The following is a 21,540-nucleotide window of genomic DNA, read 5'->3' on the forward strand; positions in this document are numbered from 1 at the left end:
GGCCTGGATTTCGCCGCCGGTATCCGCACCCTGATGCGCCAGGACCCGGACATCATCATGGTGGGGGAGATCCGCGACCTGGAAACCGCACAGATGGCGGTGCAGGCGGCGCTCACCGGCCACCTGGTGATTTCCACCCTGCACACCAACGATGCACCCACCGCGGTCACCCGTCTGCTGGACCTGGGGCTCCCCCACTATCTGCTGAAATCCACCGTGCTCGGGGTCATGGCCCAGCGCCTGGTGCGTACCCTGTGCCCCAACTGCAAGCGCAAGGCGGAGATCAGCGATGAAGACTGGCAGGCGCTGGTGAAGCCCTGGCGCGCGCCGAAACCGGAAGCGGTTTATCAGCCCGAAGGCTGCCTCGACTGCCGCAACACCGGCTACCGCGGCCGCCAGGGCATCTACGAAATCCTGCCGTTCAGCGAGGGCATCCAGGCTCTCGTCACTCACGACTGCGACCTGCAACTGGTGCGTAGGCAAGGGATGCGCGAGGGCATGAGCAGCCTGCGTTTATCCGGCGCGAAGAAGGTCGCCGCGGGCATTACCACGGTACAGGAAGTCTTGCGGGTGGCACCGCCGCCGGATATCGCCTTTTAAGCGGCCATTGTGCGCGGGTCTACTGGCCCGCCGGTCGGTTTTTTATACTTACCCGAATATCTGCATCCTCAATATCACGTAAAAGGACTCTTCCGTGCTGCCCTTTCCCGACGCCGCCTGTCCCGAGCATCTGCAATCCCGCCTGCAACAACAGTGGCAAAGCTGGTGTGAACAGGTGGGAGGTGAAGCTGTTGCGGCAGTAACCGCGCTGTTGGAAAACAACACTGCGCGACAGATCGCTGTGGCGCGCGCCATGGTCGGCTCGGATTATTTTATGCAGCAGTGCAGTCGCAACCCCACGCTGCTGCAACAGCTGCTGGGCAGTGACGATCTCGGCATCGCTGCGCCAGATCTCGCACTGCTGGATTCCGAGCAGGCGCTGGAAAAAGCCCTGCGCCAGCTCAGGAACCGGGTGAATGCGGAAGTGATCTTCCGGGACTTTGCTGGCCAGTGGGATATTCCCACGGTGTGCGCGAGGCTGACGGAACTGGCGGAAGTCTGTATCCAGTCCGCACTCGACTGGCACTGGCAAGCGATGGTGGAGCGGCACGGCCAACCGCGCAATCGCGCGGCTGCTCTACAGCCGATGATCGTGTTGGGCATGGGAAAGCTGGGGGCGCGGGAGCTGAACCTGTCCTCGGATATCGATCTGATTTTTGCCTACCCGGAACCCGGCCAGTCCGACGGCGACCAGTTTGACGGCAAGAAATCCCTGGAGAACCAGGCTTATTTCCAGCGCCTCGGCCAGCGCCTGATCAAGACCCTGGATGCCACCACCGCCGACGGTTTTGTTTTTCGCGTGGATATGCGCCTGCGCCCCTATGGCGACAGCGGGCCGCTGGTGAGCCATTACGCGGCGCTGGAAGACTACTACCAGACCCAGGGGCGGGAGTGGGAACGCTACGCCATGATCAAGGCGCGCCCGGTGGCGATGGCGGGCGAGGGCGCGGCACAGGCTGCAGAAGAATTGATAGAACTACTGCGGCCTTTCACCTACCGCCGCTATATCGACTTCAGTGTGATCGAGGCGCTCCGGGAAATGAAAACCCTGATCCAGCGCCAGGTGCGCGCGCGCGGCATGACCGACAACATCAAGCTGGGGCGCGGCGGCATCCGCGAAGTGGAATTTATCGCGCAGGCGTTCCAGCTGATCCGCGGTGGCCGCGAGCCGGATCTGCGGGTGCGCAATATTTTGAAAGTGCTACCGCTGCTGGAAGCGGGCGGCCACCTGCCGGTGGGTTGCGCGGCGCAGTTGCGTGACGCCTACCTGCTGTTGCGGCGGGTGGAGCACGCTCTGCAGGCGGAGAAAGACCAGCAGACCCAGACGCTGCCATCGGAACCCGCTCGCCGGGAGCAGCTGGCATTTGCCCTGGGTTATGAGAGCTGGTCGTCACTGGAGCAAAAACTGGTGGAAGCTCGCACGGTGATCGAGAGGGAATTCGACGAGGTGATCGCGCCGCCGGAAGAGAGCGGCGAGATCAGTCCCGGCGAACACTGGCAAATGCTGTGGGCTGGCTGCACGCGCGCCGAAGATCGGGATAGCTGGCTGGAGCAACTGCACGAGGGCGGCTTCCAGCCGGCGTCCAAGGCGCTGGATCTTCTGCTGGACCTGCGCGGCGATCGTATAGTCGCCGCGCTGCCGGCGTCCGGTCGTCAGCGTCTGGACCAGACCATGCCGCTGTTGCTGGCGGCGGCGTCTGAGGTGAGTGAGCCATTACTGGCGCTCGCGCGGGTGATGCCGCTGCTGCGTTCCATTTTGCGCCGCAGCGCCTATCTCGTCTTGATCATCGAAAACCCGCCGGTGCTGACCCAGTTGCTGCGGTTGTGCAGCGCCTCGCCGTGGATCGCCGAGCAGCTGGCGCGCCATCCCATCCTGCTGGATGAAATGCTCGACCAGCGCCGGCTGTTGCAGCCTTCCACCGCCAAAGATATTGCCGACGACCTGCGCCAGCATATGCTGCGGGTGGACCCGGATGACCTGGAGGCGCAGATGGAGGCGCTGCGCCACTTCAAGCAGGGTCAGAGTCTGCGGATTGCCGCCCAGGAAATTACCGGCGCGCTGCCGCTGATGAAAGTGAGCGATTCCCTCACCTGGCTCGCCGAGGCGATTCTGCAGCAGTCGCTGCAGCTCGCGTGGCAACAAGTCACGGAAAAGCACGGTGCACCCGCGGGCACAAGTGCGGAGGAAATGCGCTTTGCCATCGTCGCCTACGGCAAGCTCGGTGGCCTGGAACTCGGTCACGGCTCTGACCTGGATATCGTGTTTGTGCACGACGCCGAGGCCCAGCAGTACACCGACGGTGAGAGAGCCATCGACAACCTGAGCTTTTACACCCGTCTCGCCCAGCGCCTGATTCATATCCTGCAGACGCGCACGCTAAGTGGTTCGCTGTACGAGGTGGACACCCGCCTGCGTCCATCTGGCAATTCCGGCCTGTTGGTGACCTCGCTGGTGGCGTTCGAAAAATACCAGCGCGAGAGCGCCTGGACCTGGGAACACCAGGCACTGGTGCGCACCCGTGCGGTAGCCGGCAGCGAACGGCTCGGTGTCGCGTTCGAAACCCTGCGCAGTGAACTGCTTTGTGAGCCGCGGGATGAGCAGAAATTGCGTGAAGAAGTGGTGGATATGCGCAATAAAATGCGTGCGCAGCTGGATAAGAGCAATGATCGGGAATTCGATCTCAAGCACGGTCGGGGCGGTATTGTCGACATTGAATTTATGGTTCAATATGCCGCATTGGCCTGGGCGCACAGCGCCCCATCAATCGTGCGATATACCGATAATATTCGCATTCTTGAAAGCCTCACCGAGGCGGGCCTGATGCCGGCTCACCAGGCCGCGCATTTGATCGACGCCTACAAAGCCTACCGATCTGAAGGTCATCGCCTGGCATTACAACAGCTGCCCGGGGTTGTATCCGGTGACCAATTCGAAGCGGAAAGAAAGACCGTTGAAACAACCTGGCAGCAGATACTGGGCTGAGCCATCTCCCGCGGGAGAATGCACATCCCCCGGTGTTTTTATTCGCTGCCTGCTTAAACTGTTTTTCACTGGCTCTGTGCTGTAGGAGCCAGCCTGCTGGCGAACTGGCTCGATCTGCCCAATGTCCGGGCTCGACTTTCCTCCCCAGGCCAAAGCTCCTACAGAGTGCGTAACTGAATTCTTGCAGGAGTTTCCCATGTCATTTGCCGATAGAGACGGCGTTATCTGGTTTGATGGTGAACTGGTTCCGTGGCGCGATGCCCGGGTACATGTGCTCACCCACACTCTGCACTATGGAATGGGCGTGTTCGAGGGCGTGCGCGCCTATCAGACCGCCGACGGCGGCACCAGTATCTTCCGCCTCCATGAACACACCCGCCGCCTGTTCCGCTCTGCCAAGATCATGAACATGCCCATGCCGTGGGATGCGGAACAGCTGAACGAAGCCCAGCGTCTGGTGGTACGGGAGAACGGCCTCAAGGAGGCCTACCTGCGCCCGATGGCATTTTACGGCTCCGAGGGCATGGGACTGCGCGCGGACAAGCTGCAGACCCACGTGATCGTTGCCGCCTGGGAGTGGCCGAGCTACATGAGCCCGGAGGCCCGCGAGCTGGGTATCAAGGTCAACACCTCATCCTATACCCGCCACCACGTGAATATCGCCATGTGCAAGGCGAAGGCCAACGGTAACTACATCAACTCCATGCTGGCGCTGCAGGAAGCGATCCGCAACGGCTGCGAGGAAGCGCTGTTGCTGGACCCGGAGGGCTACGTGGCCGAGGGCAGTGGAGAGAACTTCTTCCTGGTGAGCGACGGCGTGATCTACACCCCGGAACTGACCTCCTGTCTTGACGGCATCACCCGCAAGTCGGTGATCCAGCTGGCGGAGGAGTGCGGTTACAAGGTGGTGGAGAAACGCATTACCCGCGACGAGGTGTACATCGCCGACGAGGCCTTCTTTACTGGCACGGCCGCGGAAGTGCTGCCAATCCGCATGCTCGACGGCCGCACCATTGGCTCGGGCCGCCGCGGACCCATCACCAAGCGCCTGCAGCAAATGTATTTCGATGCGGTACAGGGCCGCAGCCAGGCGCATATGGGCTGGCTCAGTGACGTGCATGAGGGCTGCCAACCGCCGCAGGTGGCATCTGCCTGACGGCAAAAGCCGTACCGGTGAAAAAAGGCGGGGCCGCAAGGTCTCCGCCTTTTTTTATGCCCGCGCAGGTGTGATCCGTGCGGTGGAGGCACCAGGGCTTATCCCTTAAACTCTTGGTCCAGTGTAATTGGGCGCCGCAACAGCCGGTGCCGGGCAGGGCAGGTCTCAACGCATGTTTTCCTACTTTATGAAGAAGCGCCTGCGCAAGCATGACGCCGTCAACAACCGCAAACTGGAATCCATCCTGCGGGTTCAGCTGCTGCAGCAGCAGGCGCTGAACAGTACTGCGCCAGGTATCGGCAACGACAAGGAACACCATATCGTTGTTTCCCTGACCTCCTTCGACAAGCGCATCGACAACGTGGTGTACACGGTGGAGAGCCTGTTCCAGCAGTGGGTGAGGGCGGATGTGATCGCGTTGTGGCTGTCGAAAGAGCAGTTCCCCGACGGCCAGCTGCCGGAGAGTCTGGTGCGTCAGCAGCAGCGCGGGTTGCAGGTGTTCTATGTGGAGGATCTGGGGCCCTATACCAAGTACTTTTACGCGTTCTCCCAGTTCCCCGAGAGTCTGGTGATCACGGTGGACGATGACACCCTGTATCCACCGGATATGATCGATCAGCTCTACCGTGCCTGGCTGCGCAACCCGAGCTGGATTCACTGTCACCGCGCGCACTTTATGCGTAGGAGCAAGCAGGGCAAGTTGCTGCCTTACGATGACTGGGTTTCCGACTGGAGCTTGCAGGACAGTGATAGCGAACCATCACCGCTGGTATTCCCCACCGGTGTGGGCGGCGTGCTGTATTTCCCGGGTTCACTGCACCCGGATGCGTTCGACAAGGAAAAATTCCTGAAGCTCTGCCCCAAGGCAGACGATGTATGGCTGAAGGCCATGAGCTTGCTGCAGGGAACACCGTGCTCGCGCTTGCCGGATAGTCGCAGCTGGAGCGCGCGCTACCTGACCGTGAGTGGCACCCAGGAGGCGGCATTGAAGAGGGAAAACTGGCGCAAGCGCGGCGGCAACGATTGCAAGATCCGCGATGTATTTGCGTATTACGACTTGTACAAGTTGTTGGACTGATCAGAAGCACTGCCACCGGGCTCAACGGGCGCCCGGTGGCTGTGTCCAATAAAATTACTGGGAGCTCGCCACCTGCGGGCGACCCACACAGAAATATTCAAACCCGGCCTCTGCCATATCCAGTGGATCATAGAGGTTGCGGCCGTCGAACACGACCGGGGCTTTGAGGCTGCTGCGCACGGTGTTGTGGTCCAGTGATTTGAACTGCTGCCACTCGGTGGCAATGATCAGCGCATCGGCACCGGACAGCGCGCTGTCGCGAGTGCCGCACAGTTGCAGGTCTTCGCGGTTACCGTAGATACGCTCGCACTCGTGCATCGCCTCCGGGTCAAACGCGCGCACCTTGGCACCCATCTCCCACAGGTTTTCCATCAGCACACGGGCGGGCGCCTCGCGCATATCGTCGGTGTTGGGCTTGAACGACAGGCCCCACAGCGCAAAGGTCATGCCGGAGAGATCCTTGCCGTAACGCTGCTGGATTTTTTCCAGCAGGTAATGCTTCTGGCTGTGGTTGCGCTCTTCCACCGCGTTCAGGATTTTCGGGTCGAGTCCCAGTTGCGCGGCGGTGGTTTTCAGGGCCTGCACGTCTTTCGGGAAACAGGAACCGCCGTAGCCGATGCCGGGGTAGATGAAGTGGTAGCCGATGCGCGGGTCCGAGCCTATGCCTTGGCGCACGGATTCAATATCCGCGCCGACGCGGTCAGCGATTACGGCCATCTCGTTCATGAAACTGATCTTGGTGGCGAGCATGCAGTTGGCCGCGTACTTGGCCAATTCCGCACTGCGCACATCCATCACGATGACCTTGTCGTGGTTGCGGTTAAACGGCGCGTACAGCTGACGCATTTTCTGCTCGGACGCGTGCTCGCTGGTGCCGATGATGATGCGATCGGGTTTCATACAGTCCGCTACCGCGGAGCCTTCTTTCAAAAACTCCGGGTTGGAAATCACATCGAATTCCAAGTTCAGCGCATTGCGCTCGGCCAGGGTGCGGGTTACCTGCTCGCGCACCTTGTCCGCGGTGCCTACCGGCACGGTGGATTTGTTGATGATGTATTTCTTGCGGTCCATGTGTTCGGCAATGGTGCGTGCCACCGCGAGCACATAGCGCAGGTCTGCGGAGCCGTCCTCGTCCGGCGGGGTGCCGACGGCGATAAAAATCAGGTCTCCGTGGGCCACACCGGCGGCGGCGTCAGTGGTAAAACTGAGGTTACCGGATTCGTTATTACTCTTGACGATGGGCTCCAGGCCCGGCTCGAAAATCGGGATATGTCCCTGCTTCAGGCGCTCGATCTTGTTTTCATCGATATCCACGCAGGTAACCCGGTGGCCGGCTTCCGCCAGAACTGCGGCCTGCACCAGGCCCACATAGCCGGTGCCAAAAACGGTAACGTTCATTAACTGTTGTCTCCAGAATCGGTCGCGATGCCTGGTGAATTTTCCAGGGTTATTGCGCGCACGGATTGTTTTCTAAATTCAAAATTCAGTGTCACTGTACCCACACATAGTCGTGAGTGAAGGCCGCGCCGGTGGCGGCCTCGACGATGTACTGTGCGTACAGAGTGTTGTTCATCTCGCGGTGAAAAAAATCGCGGCAGCGGGAAGCCCAGTGCTGTCGGCGTGCGTCGTCTCTGTGAAACTCGACGATCTGTTGTTGCAGTGTCGCGGCATCGCGGAAATAGACCAGTGTCTCTGCCGGCATGAAATCATCAAACCCGGCGGACTCGTGGGTGAATACCAGCAGGCCATTGCCGGCCAGTTGCGCAATGCGCGCGGAGGAATACCATTGGTAGCCCTCCTGGCGATTCAGGTTCAGGCCCATTTTGCTGTGGGCCAGCTTGCGCTCGTAATCCCGACCCCACAACGGTGGCTGCTCAAATAACCCGGGAGTATGGAAGCGCAGGTCGCCGGGCAGTTTTTCTTTCAGCTCGGACACCAGCGCTCCACGTTCTGTGAACTGACGGGAGTTGCTGCAGAACAGCAGGTCGGTTTCCAGTGCGGGGTCGTCCGCGGCGAGCAGGCTGGCATCGGCATTTTCCACCGACGGGTCCACCGGGTTTGGCATATGCCACATGCTCGCGCGTTTACCTGCAAATGGCTTAAGTTCCTGCGGGCCGGTGGAGACGAACATGGCGTCTGCGATTTCGCAGCGCTTGGCGATATTGGCGGCATTGCGCGGCACAAACAATGGGTCGTTGTTGCAAGCCGCCAGCAGGATGTGCGGGTGGCGGCGGCGGATCTCCGCAAAGGTGTCGTTGCCGATCAGGTCGCAGTGACCGAAGACGATCAGTTCCGGCTCAAACGCCTCCACCGTCTGCAGCAGGCGCCGGTTGGTAATCTTGCGGCCCAGCTCGCGGATACCGAGGGGGGCCTCGAATCGGGCCACGTCACGGTCGCTGAAGGCCAGCACGTTGTGACCGGCGCGGACCAGGCCCGAATACAGTTTGAGTGCCCAACTGACGCGGAGCTGACCGTATTTTCGCTGCTGGTGGTTGTCGACGTGGAGAATGCGCATAAAGTGAACTAAACCAGCTGTAGCATTAGCTCGGTGGGCCCCGTGCTTCAGGGCGCTTAGCGAACCGTGGCTGCACCACCAAAACGGATTGAATCCGGCATTATACTGCCGGCCCCCGCCGGTTCAATTACGGCGGGGCCGCCGCCTGGTAATCCTGGGGTGTCTGGCTGGTCGTTTGATAGATCGGCTGACCGGTCGGCGTGGGGTTTTCTGTGCCTGTATTCCCCCGGTTGGCTGCGGTAGCATGCGGTTTTTCTGTACGACGGTACTGTGGAGGCGGGTGTTGCTGACAATCTGGCGTTTTATGGATGGCAACCGCGCGCACGAAAAGCAGAGCGCTGCGCTGGTGAGCGGGTTGCGCAGCTGCCTTGGCGCGAATTTCGTCGAGTGTCACGACCTGTCCTGTCGCGAGCTCAAGATTACCCTGTGGGGCAGCCTGCCTGATTCTCTGCACCAGTTGCCCAAACCAGACCTGATTCTCGGCGTCGGCCACGGCAGTCACTGGGCTGTACTGCGCGCACGTCGCACTTTTGGTGGCCGCAGTGTGGTCATCCTGCGGCCGAGCCTGCCGCTATCCTGGTTCGATTTCGTCATTGTTCCCGAGCACGACCGCCCACCACCGCTGCCCAATGTGATCCTGACCCGCGGTGCTCTCGCCGAGCCGCTGCCTGAGCTGCCCTTTGAGCCCCGGCGCGCGCTGTTGCTGTTCGGCGGCCCCAGCAAACATTTCCACTGGGATACCGTAAAGGTGTCGACGGCGGCGGCACAACTTCTCAAGCAGCCGCTGCAGTGGGTGGTATCCGACAGCCGGCGCACACCGGAAGCAACACTGGCGCACTGCGCAGACAGTGGAGCCGAATTGCATCCCTGGCAGCAGTGCCAACCGGGCTGGCTGGCGGAGCAGATGGCTTGTGCCGGGCAGATCTGGGTGACCGGCGATAGTGTGTCGATGATGTTCGAGGCACTGCAAAGCCGCGCCCAGGTCGGCGTCATTACCCTGCCCAGCCGCCATCCCCGCAACAAAATTCGCAGCGCCGTGGAGCGACTGCTGGATGACGGTCTGGTACACGAGTGGACCGGCAGCGATACAGATCTGGCGTCGGAAACCCCCACCCCGAGGTTGCCGTTTGCCCAGCAGGTATCCTGCGCGCGCGCACTACTGCGCCGCTGCGGCTGGCCTCTGCCATCGCAGTCAGATATGGCGAGTGCCGGAGTTACCCAGTGATCCTGATTGCGACCCAGAATTTCCCCCCTGACCGCGGTGGTATCGAGAACCTGATGGGCGGCCTGGCAGAGGCACTGGCGGCAAATGGACATGAAGTTCGGGTGCTGGCGGATGCTTCCCATGTACCCGAGGTGGCCAGTGCCAAATCGTTTCTGCTGCAGCGTTTCGGTGGTATGAAACCCCTGCGCCGCTGGCGCAAAGCGCGGGCGCTGCGCCAGGCGGTACGCGCGGGTGCAGTACAGGGCATATTCGCGGATTCGTGGAAGAGTGCAGAACTGCTTGGCCACCTTGATGTGCCGCTCGTTGTGCTCGCCCACGGCATGGAGTTTCCCGAATGGCAGTCACCACGCAAGGCCGAGCGAATCCGCCGCGCGCTCTCCCTGGCGGATTCGGTGATTGCGAATTCCCGCTATACCGCGGAACTGGTTAAGCCTTATCTGCAGGGCAATACCCGTCTAACGGTGATCAACCCACCAATATGGCCGCAGGCGTCCGCAACTGCGGAAAGCCTGGCGCGGCTGCGTGCGCAGGTAGGCGACGGCGTCCCTGTGCTGGCAACCCTTGCCCGCCTGGAGCCGCGCAAGGGTGTGGATATGGTCATCCGCGCACTGCCGCAGATTCGCGCCCGCCACCCGCAGGTGGTCTATCTGATTGCGGGGTTGGGGGATGACCAGCCGCGCCTGCAAAGGCTGGCGGAAGAGTTACAGGTGGCGGACTGCGTGCATTTTCTCGGCCCCATGGATGAGGGCGACAAGGCGGCGCTGTACGAAGTCACGGACCTGTTCGCGATGCCGGCACGCCGCGAGGGCAATTCTGTGGAGGGCTTTGGCATCGTCTACCGCGAAGCGCAGTGGTACGGGGTGCCGGTGCTGGCCGGTCGCGACGGCGGCGCAGTGGATGCCGTGGCTGGTGGCCAAGTCGGCGCCCTGTGTAATGGCGCGGACGCCGACGATGTGTGCGCGCAGTTGCTGCGGCTGCTGGACGACGAAACGGAGCGCCGCGCGCTGGCGGAAAAAGGCAGGGCCGTGGCCCGCGGCCCGGCGCAGTGGGCGCAGTCCGTGGATGCGTTTCTCGCCGAACTGCATCGCTCTGATTGATAGCGCTTTTTTTCTTTTACATCCGCTCCGCTTTTTTCCAGGGAATCGCACGGTCGGAAATTTCCCAGTTGATGCGCTTCCACATTTTTTCGATGCGGCGCTCGATATAGCGCCGGCGGGAAAACGCAAAATATTCCGCGAATGGCAGAAAGGCCGCATTGCCGAGGCCGTCCACCAGGAACAACTCCGGCTGGCCAGCGCGGGAGCTGAGTACCAGATTGTGCGGCAGCAGATTTTTGGTCAGTACACCGGTGCTCCGCAGCCACAGGGAAAAGCGCTCCAGCGCGCCGCGGATCGTGTCGTCCAGGCCGTGCTGCTGCAGGTATTTCTCCAGCGTTATGCCGGCTTCGCCGCGGTCGTCCAGTAGCAGCTCGGATACCGCACCGGGGCCGATACTCGTCTCCTCCATGCCGTACCAGCGCGGCAGGTGCGCCCACACCGGGCTGTCCGGCTGCGCATGCTTGAGGACCTTCTGCGCGTAACCGACCACCTCACGCGCGTTGTCATCGAACTGACTGTCACTTGCCAGCCCCTTGTACCAGGGCGCGCGCTTGCGCAGTTCAGCAATACGCCCTGGGCGCATGACCTTGACACAGCGGTCGGCAAATTTCGGGTGCCGGTAGCAGTGACGGTTGCCGCCGGAGGCGAAGGGTTGGGCATGGGTGAGGTCGATCAAAACGTCAGCTCTGGTTGTCCGATGGGCGCTGTGCCAGCAGGCGCCGATAGAGCGCCATGGTTTTTTGCGCGAGTGTGTCCAGGGTAAATTCCGGGTCGAGGTGTGACGGTTGCGGGTGTGCGAGCAGATCCTGGGTCCTCTCCAGCAGCTGCTTGTCGTTGCCGTTTTCCACCAGTCCTTGCGGGAAACACGCGCGCAGGGATTCCGCCGGGCCACCGATGTCGTAGCCGATGATCGGTGTACCCATGGCCGCGGCCTCGATCACCGTGCGCCCGAACGGCTCGGGTTTTTTCGACAGGTTGTAAACCAGCGCCGCGTGGCGGTACCACTCGCGGATATCGCCGCGGTGGCCGGTGAAGGTGATCCGGTCTGCGATGCCAAGCGATGCCGCCTGCGCTCGCAGTTCCTCCGCGAAATGCTCCTTGTTCTTTTCCGCCCCGCCGAGAATGACACCCTGAACATCGCTGTACTGTTGCGACAATTCCGCCATCAGGTGGATGAAATCTTCCTGTCCTTTCCAGCGGCTCAGTCGCCCGGGCAGCAGCAGCCAGCGGCGCTCGCGCAACTCGGGGAATTCGCCCAAGGTGCTTTCCAGCCAGTCCGTGGGCGTCGGGGTTTGTGGGGAAAATTCCGCGGTGTCCACACCGCGGTATATCACCACGGGTTCCGCACGCAAGTCCGCGCGGTAGTTTGTGAGCAGATAGTCCTTCACGCAGTCGGATATCGCGATGACCTGCTCGGTCTTCGCCATGATCGCGCTGTAGCGGTTGATGGAATACAGACCGTGGGCGGTACTCACCAGGCGCGGGCGGGTGCGCGGGTCGAGTTTTTTCCAGGCGAGATAGGTCAGCCACGCCGGCACCCGCGAGCGCACGTGTAGTATGTCCGGCTGCAGTTCGCGGATCAGTCGTCTCAGCGCTCGCACCTGCAGCAGGCTGGCGAGTGATTTGCGGTGCACCGGCAGCGCGATATGCCGGCTGCCTTCCATTTCCAGCTGCTGCACCAGGCGGCCGCCATTGGATATGACAATCGACTCGTGGCCGGCGCGTACCAGAGCGCGGGCCAGATCCAGGGTACCCCGTTCCACACCGCCGGAATTGAGTGCAGGCAGCAGCTGGATGACTCTCAATTTGTGGCTCCTAATCTGAGGCTCTCACACCCTGGCCTGATCTGAGACCGATGGGAAGCGGCAGATTATAGGGGAGTTTGTCCGCCGATGTCGGCGGCCTGCCGGCGCTTGGCCGCCCACAGCTGGGTGAGCAGTCCGCCGCCTACCAGAGCCAGCAGCAGTCGCCCGCTCTCAAAAAACAGGTAGGATTCGAACAGGTTGATGATGCCAAAAAACACCGCGAACGACAGCGCGAATACCAGGTTGCTACCGGACAGCAGGCCCGCGCGGTAGAAGCGCAGGCAGCGGCTCAGCAGCCAGTACACCAGTGCACCGAGCAGCAGCAGTCCCAGCAGCCCGAAATTCACCAGCAGGTCCAGATAGCTGTTGTGCAGATGGCCAAACTGCTGCTTGATCTCGTCCGGCAGATTGGTGGAGTAATCGAAGATCAGGCTGCGACCGTTGCCACCCCAGCCCACGATGGGGCGCTGGGCAATCCAGTTCAGGGCTTCGGCCCAGGTATGCAGGCGGATGCCGACGCTGGTGTAGGGCACCTTGTCCAGGTCGCCCTGCTGTAGCAGGGTGAAGGTATTGCGCTCGTCCTCCAGGCGGTGATCGACGATATCTCCGAGGCTCAAATAGCCAACCAGCACTGAAGCGCTGCATACGGCCACCACCGCTGCGGTGATATAGCGCCGGTGGCTTTGGAAATACTTGTTCAACGTGATCACGGCCGCACACATGGTGACCAGCAGTGCCAGCAGCAAACCGCTCCACACACCGCGGGTCTGGGTCAGTATTACCGCGGTAATACAGATAGTGAGCGCGAGCAGCCAGGTCGCGCGGTACAGCCAACAGCCGCGGCGGTTGCGCAGAATCGAGGGGGCGAAAGACAGCAGGCCCAGTGCACCGGTGCCAAATAGCATGGCGGTGTGCTGGGCATTGTGCAGGCCAAAGTCCACTCGCTCGCCGGCAAAACCGGCCTGCCACTCGGCGAGACCGCCGCCGGAGATCCACGGCGACAACAGCAGCCCCAGCAGTGCCAGACCCCACAGCAGATAAGCGTTGCGCGCCTGTCCCCCCAGCAGTACCGCCACCGGGATCATCGCAAACCAGTTGGCGAGCCGGTGCACCTTAAACGAGGATTCCGCCCACTGCGGTTGCAGTATCCAGGATGCGATCCAGGAAATCAGGGAAACCGCGATAGCGGCGACAGCGAGCCATACAATGCCCGAGCGGCGCAGCGATACGCCGTCGACCGGCCTGGCGTAGATGGCGAGGATCACAAGTCCGCACAGATTGGCGAGTTGCGCGGCCTTGTCCGGCACGCTGTCCAGCGCGATGCCGAAAAAGCCGTATACCATCAGGGCCAGCACTCCGCTGAACTGCAGCCAGGGACGCGGTTGCATCAGGGTGTTGGGGCGCCACCAGCTGCCGGGGTGGAGGCCTGGCGGAGCGACTCCGACGGCCGCGGTCGGGTTGGCGGAGTGGGATGGGTGAGTGCTCATGAAACGGTTGACTCGGATACAGCAGAGTTCGACACTGCAGGACTTTGGTCGCACCAGTGCGGCGCACAGATGGGGTAGAATGCTACCAAACACCGGGTCCTTTTCCACGGAATTCGTCCCATTTTGCCCCTCAACCTTTCGGTACCCGTTCTCGATTCGATGCGTCACCTCTATACCTGGTTTTTCCGCCTTATGCTCCCCCTGATGTTGTTGCATCTGTGGTGGCGCGGTCGCGCGGACCCCAACTACCGCAAGCGCTGGAGCGAACGCTTCGGGCTGGTGCCTTCCCGCCCCGGAACCCGCCGCCGCTGGCGCGAACGTTTCGGTGTGGTACCAGACCGCGCCAGCCGCGCGCCACTGATCTGGATTCACTCGGTTTCCGTGGGCGAGACCCTCGCCGCGGTACCGCTGATCAAGGAACTTGCGCTCCGCCATCCCCGCTGGCAATGGCTGGTGACCACCACCACGCCCACTGGCTCCCAGCGGGTGCACAATGCACTGGACCCGATTCTCAATGGGCGGCTGTTGCACTACTACCTGCCATTCGACCTGCCGGAATGCTTGGCACCATTTCTCGATGCGCTGCGCCCGAATATTCTGGTGAGCATGGAAACCGAGCTTTGGCCGAATCTGCTGGCAACCTGTAACAAGCGCGGTATCCCTGCGGTACTGGTGAATGGCCGCCTAAGTGCCAAATCCGCCAAGGGCTACGGGCGTTTTCCCCGTTTGACCCGGGACATGATGGATCACCTCAGTAAGATCGTGGCCCAGTATCCCGCAGATGCAGAGCGTTTTGTGGCTCTGGGCATGCCAGCGGAGCAGGTGGTAGCCGTGGGCAATATCAAATTCGATCTGCACATCGGCTCCGGCCTTGAAAGTGAGGCACTGGTGTTGTCGCACCAGTGGCGCGGCGCGTCGAAACGGCCGGTGTGGCTGGCTGCCAGTACCCACGGCGGCGAAGATGAAGTGATCCTGGAAGCGCACCAGACGCTGTTGCGGGAGTTTCCCGATCTGCTACTGGTGCTGGTGCCGCGCCACCCGGCGCGCTTCGACAGCGTGGCGCGCCTGTGCCGGGAGCGGGACCTCGCTCTGGTGCGGCGCAGTGACAAGCGTGTGCCGGGCGCGGACGACCGGGTGCTGCTGGGGGACACCATGGGCGAGCTGCTGCGTTTCTACGGCGTCTGTGATGTGGCCTTTGTAGGCGGCAGCCTGGCACCGGTGGGCGGCCACAATATGATCGAACCGGCGGCCTGGGGCGTGCCGGTGGTGTGCGGCCCGCACCTGCACAACTTCAGTACCGTAGCGAGCCTGATGCAGGAGGCTGGCGGATTGGTGGTGGTGAACGATGCGGCCGAGCTGGCGACCCAGGTTTCAGCATGGCTGCGCGATGAAGCGCTGCGCGATGACGCTGGTGCTCGCGGCCGCGCGGTGGCGGAACAGAACAGCGGTGCGCTGGCGCGCACTGTGGAAGAGGTTGAGGCTCTGATGCCGCGATAAGCGTCCCGGCTCGTAAACATTTGCCGCAAAACAAAAAGGCCGATCGCAGGAGCGATCGGCCTTTTTGTTTTGCGGGCTTGTTGCGGTTACTGGCTCTTGTCCGTCGCCTTGCGCACGCTGCTGCGGATCTGGGTATTGAGCTTGCTGCCGGTGTAGCGCCCCTTGCTGATATGGCGGATTCGGTACACGCCGGGGATTTCCAGCGGCGTGCCCTGTGTGCCCAGCAGCCAGCGGAAGGCGCGGTCCTCGTGGGCCTTGCACCAGGTGTCGGCGGGCTTCTGGTAATAGTTCAGGCAGTTGCAGTAACCGCCGGCGCGGGCCACATCGCCGTGGGCGATTTGCAGCGGGCCGGTGGCGCGATCTCGGGTCTGCTCGATAAAGCGGGAGTTATCGATTTCGATCACCCGCAGCTCCGCCGGGTCGAAATTCAGCATCGGGTCGTCGTCTTCCAGCAGCGAAGTGATGCGCTCGTGGGATGGGAACACCAGGCTGTCGCGGCGGCCCTGTAGCAGCTCCGCCAAGCGGTCGATACAGTTTTCCCGGAACATCAGGTCGCAGTCGGTGAACCAGATCCAGTCCGCCTTGGTGGCGAGCGCCGCCTGATTGCGGCCGATGGCGCGGCGAAACAGGGATTCCTTCGGCATTTCGCACCAGTTCCAGGTCACTCCTGGCACCTGCTGGCGGCCGATAAAGTCCAGCACGGCGGCGGTGCGGGTATCCTCGCCGTTGTAGTACACGGTCATGGTGACCGTTGCCTTGGTGGGCGGGTACAGCACCAGGGAGCTCAGCTGGTAGATCAGGAAATGGGAGTACTGCCAGCAGTGGCTGACAATCTCGATATCCAGCACGCCGGTGCGTGCGGCACGCTGTTCTTTCGTTGGCAACGGCTTCTGGAACAGGGACGGCGGCACCAGGCCGCTGGCGGCGAGGCGCAGGAACTGACTGACAATCGGGTCGGACCAGTGCTTGTAGCTTGTCATGGGAACTCTGGTTGTCGGGATTTGGGGTTATTCGGGGCGTGGATTATTCGGGAGAGTAGCCGCTTTCCAGCAGCTGGCGGATGCCGTGCGGGGTTTCAATGATCCCCTCTTTGGCAACGCGCAGGCGCAGTGCCTTGTTGCGCGCCACAATTTCCCGGTCCGCATAGCCGCGCGGGTGATCCAGGTGCACGCAGATAGCGTCGAAACGCACGTGGCGCGGCTTGATACCGGCATTTTCCAGGCGCACACCGAACTCGCGGTCGAGCCCGCCCCAGGCCATGCGCTCGTCGAAGCCGTTCACTTTCAAGATGTCGGCCTTCCAGGCGGAGGCGTTGGAGCCCTTGAGGTTGCACGCGGTGGGGGTGATGCGGTTGAGCAGCGGCGCCCAGCGCTCACCGGCACGGAGCTTCAGGGTTTTGCGGCGGGTTTTCAGGCCGTTGGCGCATAGCCAAGCGTAGTCAAAGCAGCGCCCGGAGACTATGTCGTCCCTGGTAATGGCTTCACTGGTGCTCATGGGCAGCTTGAAGTAGCTCCCGGACAGGAAATAGCCCTTTTCTGCGCGGCGCTTATGCACCGCGAGGAAATCCGCGCGCGGAATACAGTCGCCATCAGTGAACACGATGTAGTCGCCGCGGGCGGCAAGGATGGCCTTGTTGAGAATCCGACACTTGCGGAAGCCGTCGTCGCGCTGCCAAACATGGCGGATGTCCATCCCTGTTTCCCCCCGTAGCCTTGCCACCAGCTCACCGGTTTCCGGGCGGGAGCCGTCGTCGGCGACGATCACTTCCAGCGGCTTTTCCGTCTGGCAGCTGTAGCCCCACAGCACTTTTTCCAGCCATACGGGGGAGTTGTAGGTGGTCATGATGACGGACAGGTTCATGCAAATTCCGAATAGTTGCGCAGTGTCTGTGTCGCTACCCGCCGCCGGCGCACGGGTGGGTTAGAAATCGGGGCGGGGAATTTAACCCATCGCCAAGGGTATTGCGAATATCCCGCAGGCCCCACTTAGTGCCGCCCCCGCTAGGGTATCCTGTGGGGCGGTGTCATGCAGATGCAATACGGGGCGGTCAGAGTGTGTAACCGTAGCGTTCAGCGGCGAGGGTAAGTTCTTCACGCAGGTCGTCGGGCAGAAGGTCGAGGGTGATGTCGCTGCGCTTTTCGCCCCGGGTGTTTACGTTGCGAGGGAGTGACTCGAAGGTCTCTTTTACTTTGGCGGGGTCGTGGGGAAAGTCGATGCTCTCGAGCATGGCGAGGAGCTGGGGCAGGTCAAAGTTTTCAATGCGGTAGCGATGGTACTGTTTGGACGCCGCGCGCGTTTCCACCAGAGCATTCCAGTCGATCCAGAAGCGCGCCAGCCAGTTCACCTGCTCCTTGAGTGGCAGCGAGGCAAAGCCGGCCTTGTCCATTTTCGGGATATGGGGCAGGTGGCGGCTGCGAAAGCGCCCGTGCACCCAGCCCTTCTTCTGGCGTGAGCGGATGAATTCCAGCGGGTGGCGCAGCTGGTGGAACACCAGGGTTTCATCTGCCAGCAGTGGCAGCCAGGGGGCCGCCTCCCAAGCAGCCTCGCCGCGAATCGTCGGGCACCACGCGAGTTTACGCAGGCCCAAACGGGCCAGGGTGCCGCGCGCCAAAGAGGGTTTGCTGCCCGTGAAAAACTGTTCGTGGGTGCAGGAGCAGCCCAGCAGGCTCAGGAGTTTGGCGGTGTAAGTGGTTCCAGAGCGGCCACAGCCCGTGATCACAAAGGGTCTGGCGGTTCGGTGGTCGGGCTTGTGGGCTTCGATTACGGTGTCGGTCATTCGGGTCTCGGTCTGTGGTATATCCGGGCCGAGTCCGTGGCCTAAATTTGTGGTTCGGGGTCCTGTTTCTGGTTGGTGTGAACTCACTTGCACCCGCATACCGGGCGATAAGTCACGGCAGTGACAGGCGGCTTTTGGTATGCTGCGCCAGCCTAGCGAAACAGCAGAGCTTAAGCCGAGAACTCATGCATATTTTTGTCTTTTCCTTCAACCGTGGCCCATTTCTGGACAATTGTGTCCGCTCTATCGAGGCCTGCGCACCGCAGTGCAAGCTGACGGTGATCGATGACGGCAGTGACGACCAGGAAACCCGCCAAGTGCTGGCGGACGTTGCCAAACGGCACCGGGTGGTCGATAAGACGGCTGAGTCTGGCCACAAGCTAGGCGGTCTCTACGCCAATATGCAGGCGGCCTATGAGATGGCCGCAGACGACGAGCTGATGTGCTTCCTGCAGGATGATACCCAGATGGTACGCCCGCTCACAGACGACGATATCCTGCATCTACGCCAGAGTTTCGAGCAGCAACCGGACCTCGGCTTTGTCTCCCCGGCCTTTGTGCGCGGCTTCTCCCTCAGGAAGAAGGCGGACCGGGATTTCCGTTTTGACCGCGAGCGCGACTTCTGGTTCTGGTATCCAAAGAAGCGCTCTACCGGTACCTGGTTTTCCGCGCTGCTGATCGCCGATCCCAAACGCCTGCGACAGGTGGACTGGCAATTTGAGGTGGGGGAGTCGGTGAACAACCGCAAGGCGGCGAAGCTGTTCTGCCGTATGGCGCGCATGCGGGCGCCCTTTTCCATGTGGCTGCCCAACGGCCGCGCCTATCGCGGCAAGCAGAAGTCCCTGGCACTGCGCTTTGGGGAGTGGTCGCGTCGCTGCGGCCTGTACCCGCTGCAGATCATGTCGGATAAGGAGGTGCAGGCGCTGAAGCAGGCCGAGCCGGCGCGTCTGCCGGTGGCGGAAGACTACCTCAAGACCACCCGCGGCAACATCAGGACGCCCTGGGCCTATGATCCCATGCAGGGCGCCGGCTGGCTCAAGCTACTGGATCGCCTGGAACGCAAGTTGCGTGGCCTGTTCCGCTGACATCCGTGGCGCCTGCTATTGGGAGGGAAGAGGCACAGCGTTAGAATACGCCGGATTTTGGTTTCCCAAGCAAGGCCTGGAACGGAACCGGGTTGTAATAAAAACAGGAAGACAACAAATTTAGGGTATATGTTCCGTGGGGTATCGGCAGTTTAAAAGCAAGCTCGCCCGGGTGATCTACGATGACAAAGTGGTGGATGCCGGCTGCGAGAAACTGTTTCATTGCGATTGGCACAAAGCCAATAGCGAGTGCGCGCTGGTGGAGCGCGGCAAGGCGGTGATGTTCAAATACCGCGGGGTGGAGCTGGTGTTCAAGCAGTACCATCGCGGCGGGCTCGCCGGGCGCCTGGTGGAAAAGTCCTACCTTTACAGCCGCTTGCCCAATACCCGGGTGTGGCGGGAGTTCAATATGCTGCGCGCTATGCGTGAATTGGGGCTGCCGGTACCGCGCCCGGTGGCGGCGCGCTGTGTGAGTGTGCCGCCGCTGGCCTACCGCGGGGCACTGATTACCGAGCGGGTACCGGACTCTCGCACCCTGACGGAAATCCTGTGTGACAGACCGGTGGATAACGCGGACTGGGCAAAGCTAGGGGCGTTGATCGCGCGCTTCCATCAAAAAAATGTCTATCACGCGGATCTGAATGCCAGCAATATCCTGCTGACAGGCAGCGGGGATTTCTACCTGATCGACTTCGATAAGGGGTCCATTCGTGAATCCCTGTCCCGGCAGGATGCGGAAGCCAATGTGGCGCGCCTGCGTCGCTCTCTCGACAAGCTGCAGAAGCGGCACCGCGAATTCCATTTCTCAGAAGACAACTGGCAGGCGCTGGAAAGCGCCTACCGCGCGGCCATCGCACACGCCGAGTAATGCTCTGAACCCGGTGTACGCCTAGACCGCGTAATAGTCCCGGTACCACTCCACAAACTTCCGTACCCCTTCGCGCACACTGGTATCCGGCTTGTAGCCAATTGCCTGTTGCAAACGGTGGGTATCCGCGTGGGTGTCGGGAATGTCCCCCGGCTGCATCGGCAGCAGTTCGCGGATTGCGGTTTTCCCCAGGGCTTCCTCCAACGCATCGATATAGTCCGACAGCTGCGCGGGATTACCGTTGCCGATATTGAAAATGCGGTAGGGCGCGTTGCTGGTACACGGCGTGGGTGCGGCGCCTGACCAGCTGGCGTCCGGGGTCGCGACCTGATCGCTGGACTGGATGACCCCCTGCACTATGTCGTCGATATAGGTGAAATCCCGGCTGTGGTGGCCATGGTTGAACACCGGGATGGGTTTTCCCTCGAGAATCAGGCGGGTGAACTTGAACAGTGCCATATCCGGGCGGCCCCAGGGACCGTACACGGTAAAGAAGCGCAGTCCGGTGGTGGGCAGGCGAAACAGGTGGCTGTAACTGTGGGCCATCAGTTCGTTGGCGCGCTTGGTGGCGGCGTAGAACTGCAACGGATGATCGACACCGTGATCCTCGCTGAACGGCATACTGGTGTTGCCACCGTACACGCTGCTGGTGCTGGCGTAGGTAAGGTGCGGGGTGGCAGCGTGGCGGCAGGTTTCCAGCAGGTTGGAAAAGCCCACCAGATTGCTCTCTACGTAGTCTTCCGGGTGATCAATGGAGTGGCGCACCCCAGCCTGGGCGGCGAGGTGGATCACGCGGTCAAAGTGGTGTTTCTCGAAACAGCGATCCAGGGCTGCGCGGTCGGCGATATTCGCACGCACAAATTCGTACTCGACGCCGTACTGCTGTGCGGCGCTGTCCAGCGCGCGCAGGCGGTCCTCCTTCAGGGCTGTGTCGTAGTAGTCGTTGACATTGTCGAGACCCACCACGGCATCGCCCCGAGCCATCAGGGTTTTCGCCACGTGAAAGCCGATAAAGCCCGCATTGCCGGTAATCAGATACTTCATGGATAGAGTCAGATCGCAGTTAGCCTGTGTGTCACCGACATAAATTCCGGTGTCCCGCAATTGTAGTCAGCCCATAAAAAAGGCCGGCACTATAGCAGTGCCGGCCTTTGATTTCTGCGCGGGTCTAGCGATTTTCCAGCCTTATTTGCTGAAGGGTACCGCACCGCTGTCGAGGATGTGCTCACGGGAGACCGGCATTGCCGGATTCAGGCGCGCATCCAGCTCCTGCAGGTCGTCCGGGCCCAGCAGGCCGGCGACGAGTTTGAGGTTCAGGGTGTTGAGGATGTAGTCGTACAGCGCGTTGGCGTAGTCGGTTTTGGACAG

Annotated in this window: 18 protein-coding genes and 1 pseudogene; 9 read left to right on the forward strand and 10 right to left on the reverse strand. The window is 61.6% G+C overall.

The window, feature by feature from the left end:
* The 4 genes from VIL80_RS01205 to VIL80_RS01220 form a co-directional block, all read left to right on the forward strand.
* Positions 1-600: GspE/PulE family protein (locus VIL80_RS01205; protein ID WP_332034343.1), on the forward strand; the 600-nt coding region annotated here is incomplete at its 5' end.
* Positions 601-694: 94 nt separating this feature from the next.
* A complete protein-coding gene (gene glnE / locus VIL80_RS01210) occupies positions 695-3,583 on the forward strand; it encodes a bifunctional [glutamate--ammonia ligase]-adenylyl-L-tyrosine phosphorylase/[glutamate--ammonia-ligase] adenylyltransferase (protein ID WP_332034344.1) in 2,889 nt (962 codons plus the stop codon).
* A gap of 196 nt (positions 3,584-3,779) precedes the next feature.
* Entirely contained in the window at positions 3,780-4,739 is a 960-nt protein-coding gene (locus tag VIL80_RS01215) for a branched-chain amino acid transaminase (RefSeq protein WP_332034345.1), read from the forward strand.
* A 172-nt stretch (positions 4,740-4,911) separates the two neighbouring features.
* Complete coding sequence (locus tag VIL80_RS01220) at positions 4,912-5,817, forward strand: hypothetical protein (RefSeq protein WP_332034346.1); 906 nt, start codon at positions 4,912-4,914, stop codon at positions 5,815-5,817.
* A gap of 54 nt (positions 5,818-5,871) precedes the next feature.
* On the opposite strand, the gene VIL80_RS01225 is transcribed toward VIL80_RS01220, so the two are convergent.
* Both VIL80_RS01225 and VIL80_RS01230 read right to left on the reverse strand, forming a co-directional pair.
* Entirely contained in the window at positions 5,872-7,215 is a 1,344-nt protein-coding gene (locus VIL80_RS01225) for a UDP-glucose dehydrogenase family protein (protein WP_332034347.1), read from the reverse strand.
* Positions 7,216-7,306: 91 nt separating this feature from the next.
* A complete protein-coding gene (locus VIL80_RS01230; RefSeq protein WP_332034348.1) occupies positions 7,307-8,332 on the reverse strand; it encodes a glycosyltransferase family protein in 1,026 nt (341 codons plus the stop codon).
* A gap of 280 nt (positions 8,333-8,612) precedes the next feature.
* On the opposite strand from VIL80_RS01230, the gene VIL80_RS01235 reads away from it, so the two are divergent.
* Positions 8,613-9,557 (forward strand): mitochondrial fission ELM1 family protein, encoded by a 945-nt coding sequence (locus VIL80_RS01235; protein ID WP_332034349.1) that lies wholly within the window; start codon positions 8,613-8,615, stop codon positions 9,555-9,557.
* The gene (locus tag VIL80_RS01240; RefSeq protein ID WP_332034350.1) at positions 9,554-10,654 is read left to right on the forward strand and encodes a glycosyltransferase family 4 protein; all 1,101 of its coding nucleotides are present in this window, start codon (positions 9,554-9,556) and stop codon (positions 10,652-10,654) included. Before VIL80_RS01235 ends, VIL80_RS01240 begins: the two co-directional genes overlap by 4 nt.
* Before the next feature lie 16 nt (positions 10,655-10,670).
* On the opposite strand, the gene VIL80_RS01245 is transcribed toward VIL80_RS01240, so the two are convergent.
* The 3 genes from VIL80_RS01245 to VIL80_RS01255 form a co-directional block, all read right to left on the reverse strand.
* Positions 10,671-11,330: a YrbL family protein gene (locus VIL80_RS01245; RefSeq protein ID WP_332034351.1), complete on the reverse strand. Its 660-nt coding sequence runs from the start codon at positions 11,328-11,330 to the stop codon at positions 10,671-10,673.
* 4 nt (positions 11,331-11,334) lie between these two features.
* Positions 11,335-12,459, reverse strand: coding sequence for a glycosyltransferase family 4 protein (locus VIL80_RS01250; protein ID WP_332034352.1), 1,125 nt, complete (start codon positions 12,457-12,459; stop codon positions 11,335-11,337).
* A gap of 65 nt (positions 12,460-12,524) precedes the next feature.
* On the reverse strand, positions 12,525-13,946 hold the full coding sequence (locus tag VIL80_RS01255; RefSeq protein WP_332034353.1) for an O-antigen ligase family protein: 1,422 nt from the start codon (positions 13,944-13,946) through the stop codon (positions 12,525-12,527).
* Between the two features lie 123 nt (positions 13,947-14,069).
* Here VIL80_RS01255 and waaA point away from each other — a divergent pair, with 123 nt between their 5' ends.
* Positions 14,070-15,443, forward strand: coding sequence for a lipid IV(A) 3-deoxy-D-manno-octulosonic acid transferase (gene waaA, locus VIL80_RS01260; protein ID WP_332034354.1), 1,374 nt, complete (start codon positions 14,070-14,072; stop codon positions 15,441-15,443).
* Positions 15,444-15,529: 86 nt separating this feature from the next.
* Here the strand turns inward: waaA and VIL80_RS01265 are convergent, their stop codons facing one another.
* From VIL80_RS01265 to VIL80_RS01275, 3 genes are all read right to left on the reverse strand, one after another.
* Positions 15,530-16,423 (reverse strand): glycosyltransferase family A protein, encoded by an 894-nt coding sequence (locus VIL80_RS01265; protein WP_332034355.1) that lies wholly within the window; start codon positions 16,421-16,423, stop codon positions 15,530-15,532.
* 43 nt (positions 16,424-16,466) lie between these two features.
* Positions 16,467-17,303 carry a glycosyltransferase family 2 protein gene (locus VIL80_RS01270; protein WP_332034356.1) on the reverse strand — a complete coding sequence of 279 codons (837 nt, stop codon included), beginning with the start codon at positions 17,301-17,303 and terminating at the stop codon, positions 16,467-16,469.
* Positions 17,304-17,490: 187 nt separating this feature from the next.
* Positions 17,491-18,219 carry a hypothetical protein gene (locus tag VIL80_RS01275; RefSeq protein ID WP_332034357.1) on the reverse strand — a complete coding sequence of 243 codons (729 nt, stop codon included), beginning with the start codon at positions 18,217-18,219 and terminating at the stop codon, positions 17,491-17,493.
* Between the two features lie 185 nt (positions 18,220-18,404).
* On the opposite strand from VIL80_RS01275, the gene VIL80_RS01280 reads away from it, so the two are divergent.
* Both VIL80_RS01280 and VIL80_RS01285 read left to right on the forward strand, forming a co-directional pair.
* Positions 18,405-19,304, forward strand: coding sequence for a glycosyltransferase (locus VIL80_RS01280; RefSeq protein ID WP_332034358.1), 900 nt, complete (start codon positions 18,405-18,407; stop codon positions 19,302-19,304).
* Between the two features lie 136 nt (positions 19,305-19,440).
* Positions 19,441-20,172 carry a 3-deoxy-D-manno-octulosonic acid kinase gene (locus tag VIL80_RS01285; protein WP_332034359.1) on the forward strand — a complete coding sequence of 244 codons (732 nt, stop codon included), beginning with the start codon at positions 19,441-19,443 and terminating at the stop codon, positions 20,170-20,172.
* A 21-nt stretch (positions 20,173-20,193) separates the two neighbouring features.
* Here VIL80_RS01285 and VIL80_RS01290 read toward each other — a convergent pair whose 3' ends face one another.
* Together VIL80_RS01290 and VIL80_RS01295 are read right to left on the reverse strand one after the other, a co-directional pair.
* Positions 20,194-21,216, reverse strand: a complete 1,023-nt coding sequence (locus VIL80_RS01290; RefSeq protein ID WP_332034360.1) for an NAD-dependent epimerase — start codon at positions 21,214-21,216, stop codon at positions 20,194-20,196.
* 141 nt (positions 21,217-21,357) lie between these two features.
* Positions 21,358-21,540 (reverse strand): annotated as a pseudogene (locus VIL80_RS01295) (TolC family outer membrane protein); the annotation flags it as partial.

Source organism: Microbulbifer sp., assembly GCF_036563125.1.
Classification (GTDB): domain Bacteria; phylum Pseudomonadota; class Gammaproteobacteria; order Pseudomonadales; family Cellvibrionaceae; genus Microbulbifer.

Excerpts from the sequence above, each read along its gene's own strand:
- VIL80_RS01280 (WP_332034358.1), top strand. The coding sequence starts at position 18,405 with ATGCATATTTTTGTCTTTTCCTTCAACCGTGGCCCATTTCTGGACAAT.
- VIL80_RS01225 (WP_332034347.1), bottom strand. The coding sequence starts at position 7,215 with ATGAACGTTACCGTTTTTGGCACCGGCTATGTGGGCCTGGTGCAGGCC.
- VIL80_RS01230 (WP_332034348.1), bottom strand. The coding sequence starts at position 8,332 with ATGCGCATTCTCCACGTCGACAACCACCAGCAGCGAAAATACGGTCAG.
- VIL80_RS01290 (WP_332034360.1), bottom strand. The coding sequence starts at position 21,216 with ATGAAGTATCTGATTACCGGCAATGCGGGCTTTATCGGCTTTCACGTG.
- VIL80_RS01270 (WP_332034356.1), bottom strand. The coding sequence starts at position 17,303 with ATGAACCTGTCCGTCATCATGACCACCTACAACTCCCCCGTATGGCTG.
- VIL80_RS01275 (WP_332034357.1), bottom strand. The coding sequence starts at position 18,219 with ATGACCGACACCGTAATCGAAGCCCACAAGCCCGACCACCGAACCGCC.
- VIL80_RS01255 (WP_332034353.1), bottom strand. The coding sequence starts at position 13,946 with ATGAGCACTCACCCATCCCACTCCGCCAACCCGACCGCGGCCGTCGGA.
- VIL80_RS01215 (WP_332034345.1), top strand. The coding sequence starts at position 3,780 with ATGTCATTTGCCGATAGAGACGGCGTTATCTGGTTTGATGGTGAACTG.
- VIL80_RS01265 (WP_332034355.1), bottom strand. The coding sequence starts at position 16,423 with ATGACAAGCTACAAGCACTGGTCCGACCCGATTGTCAGTCAGTTCCTG.
- VIL80_RS01220 (WP_332034346.1), top strand. The coding sequence starts at position 4,912 with ATGTTTTCCTACTTTATGAAGAAGCGCCTGCGCAAGCATGACGCCGTC.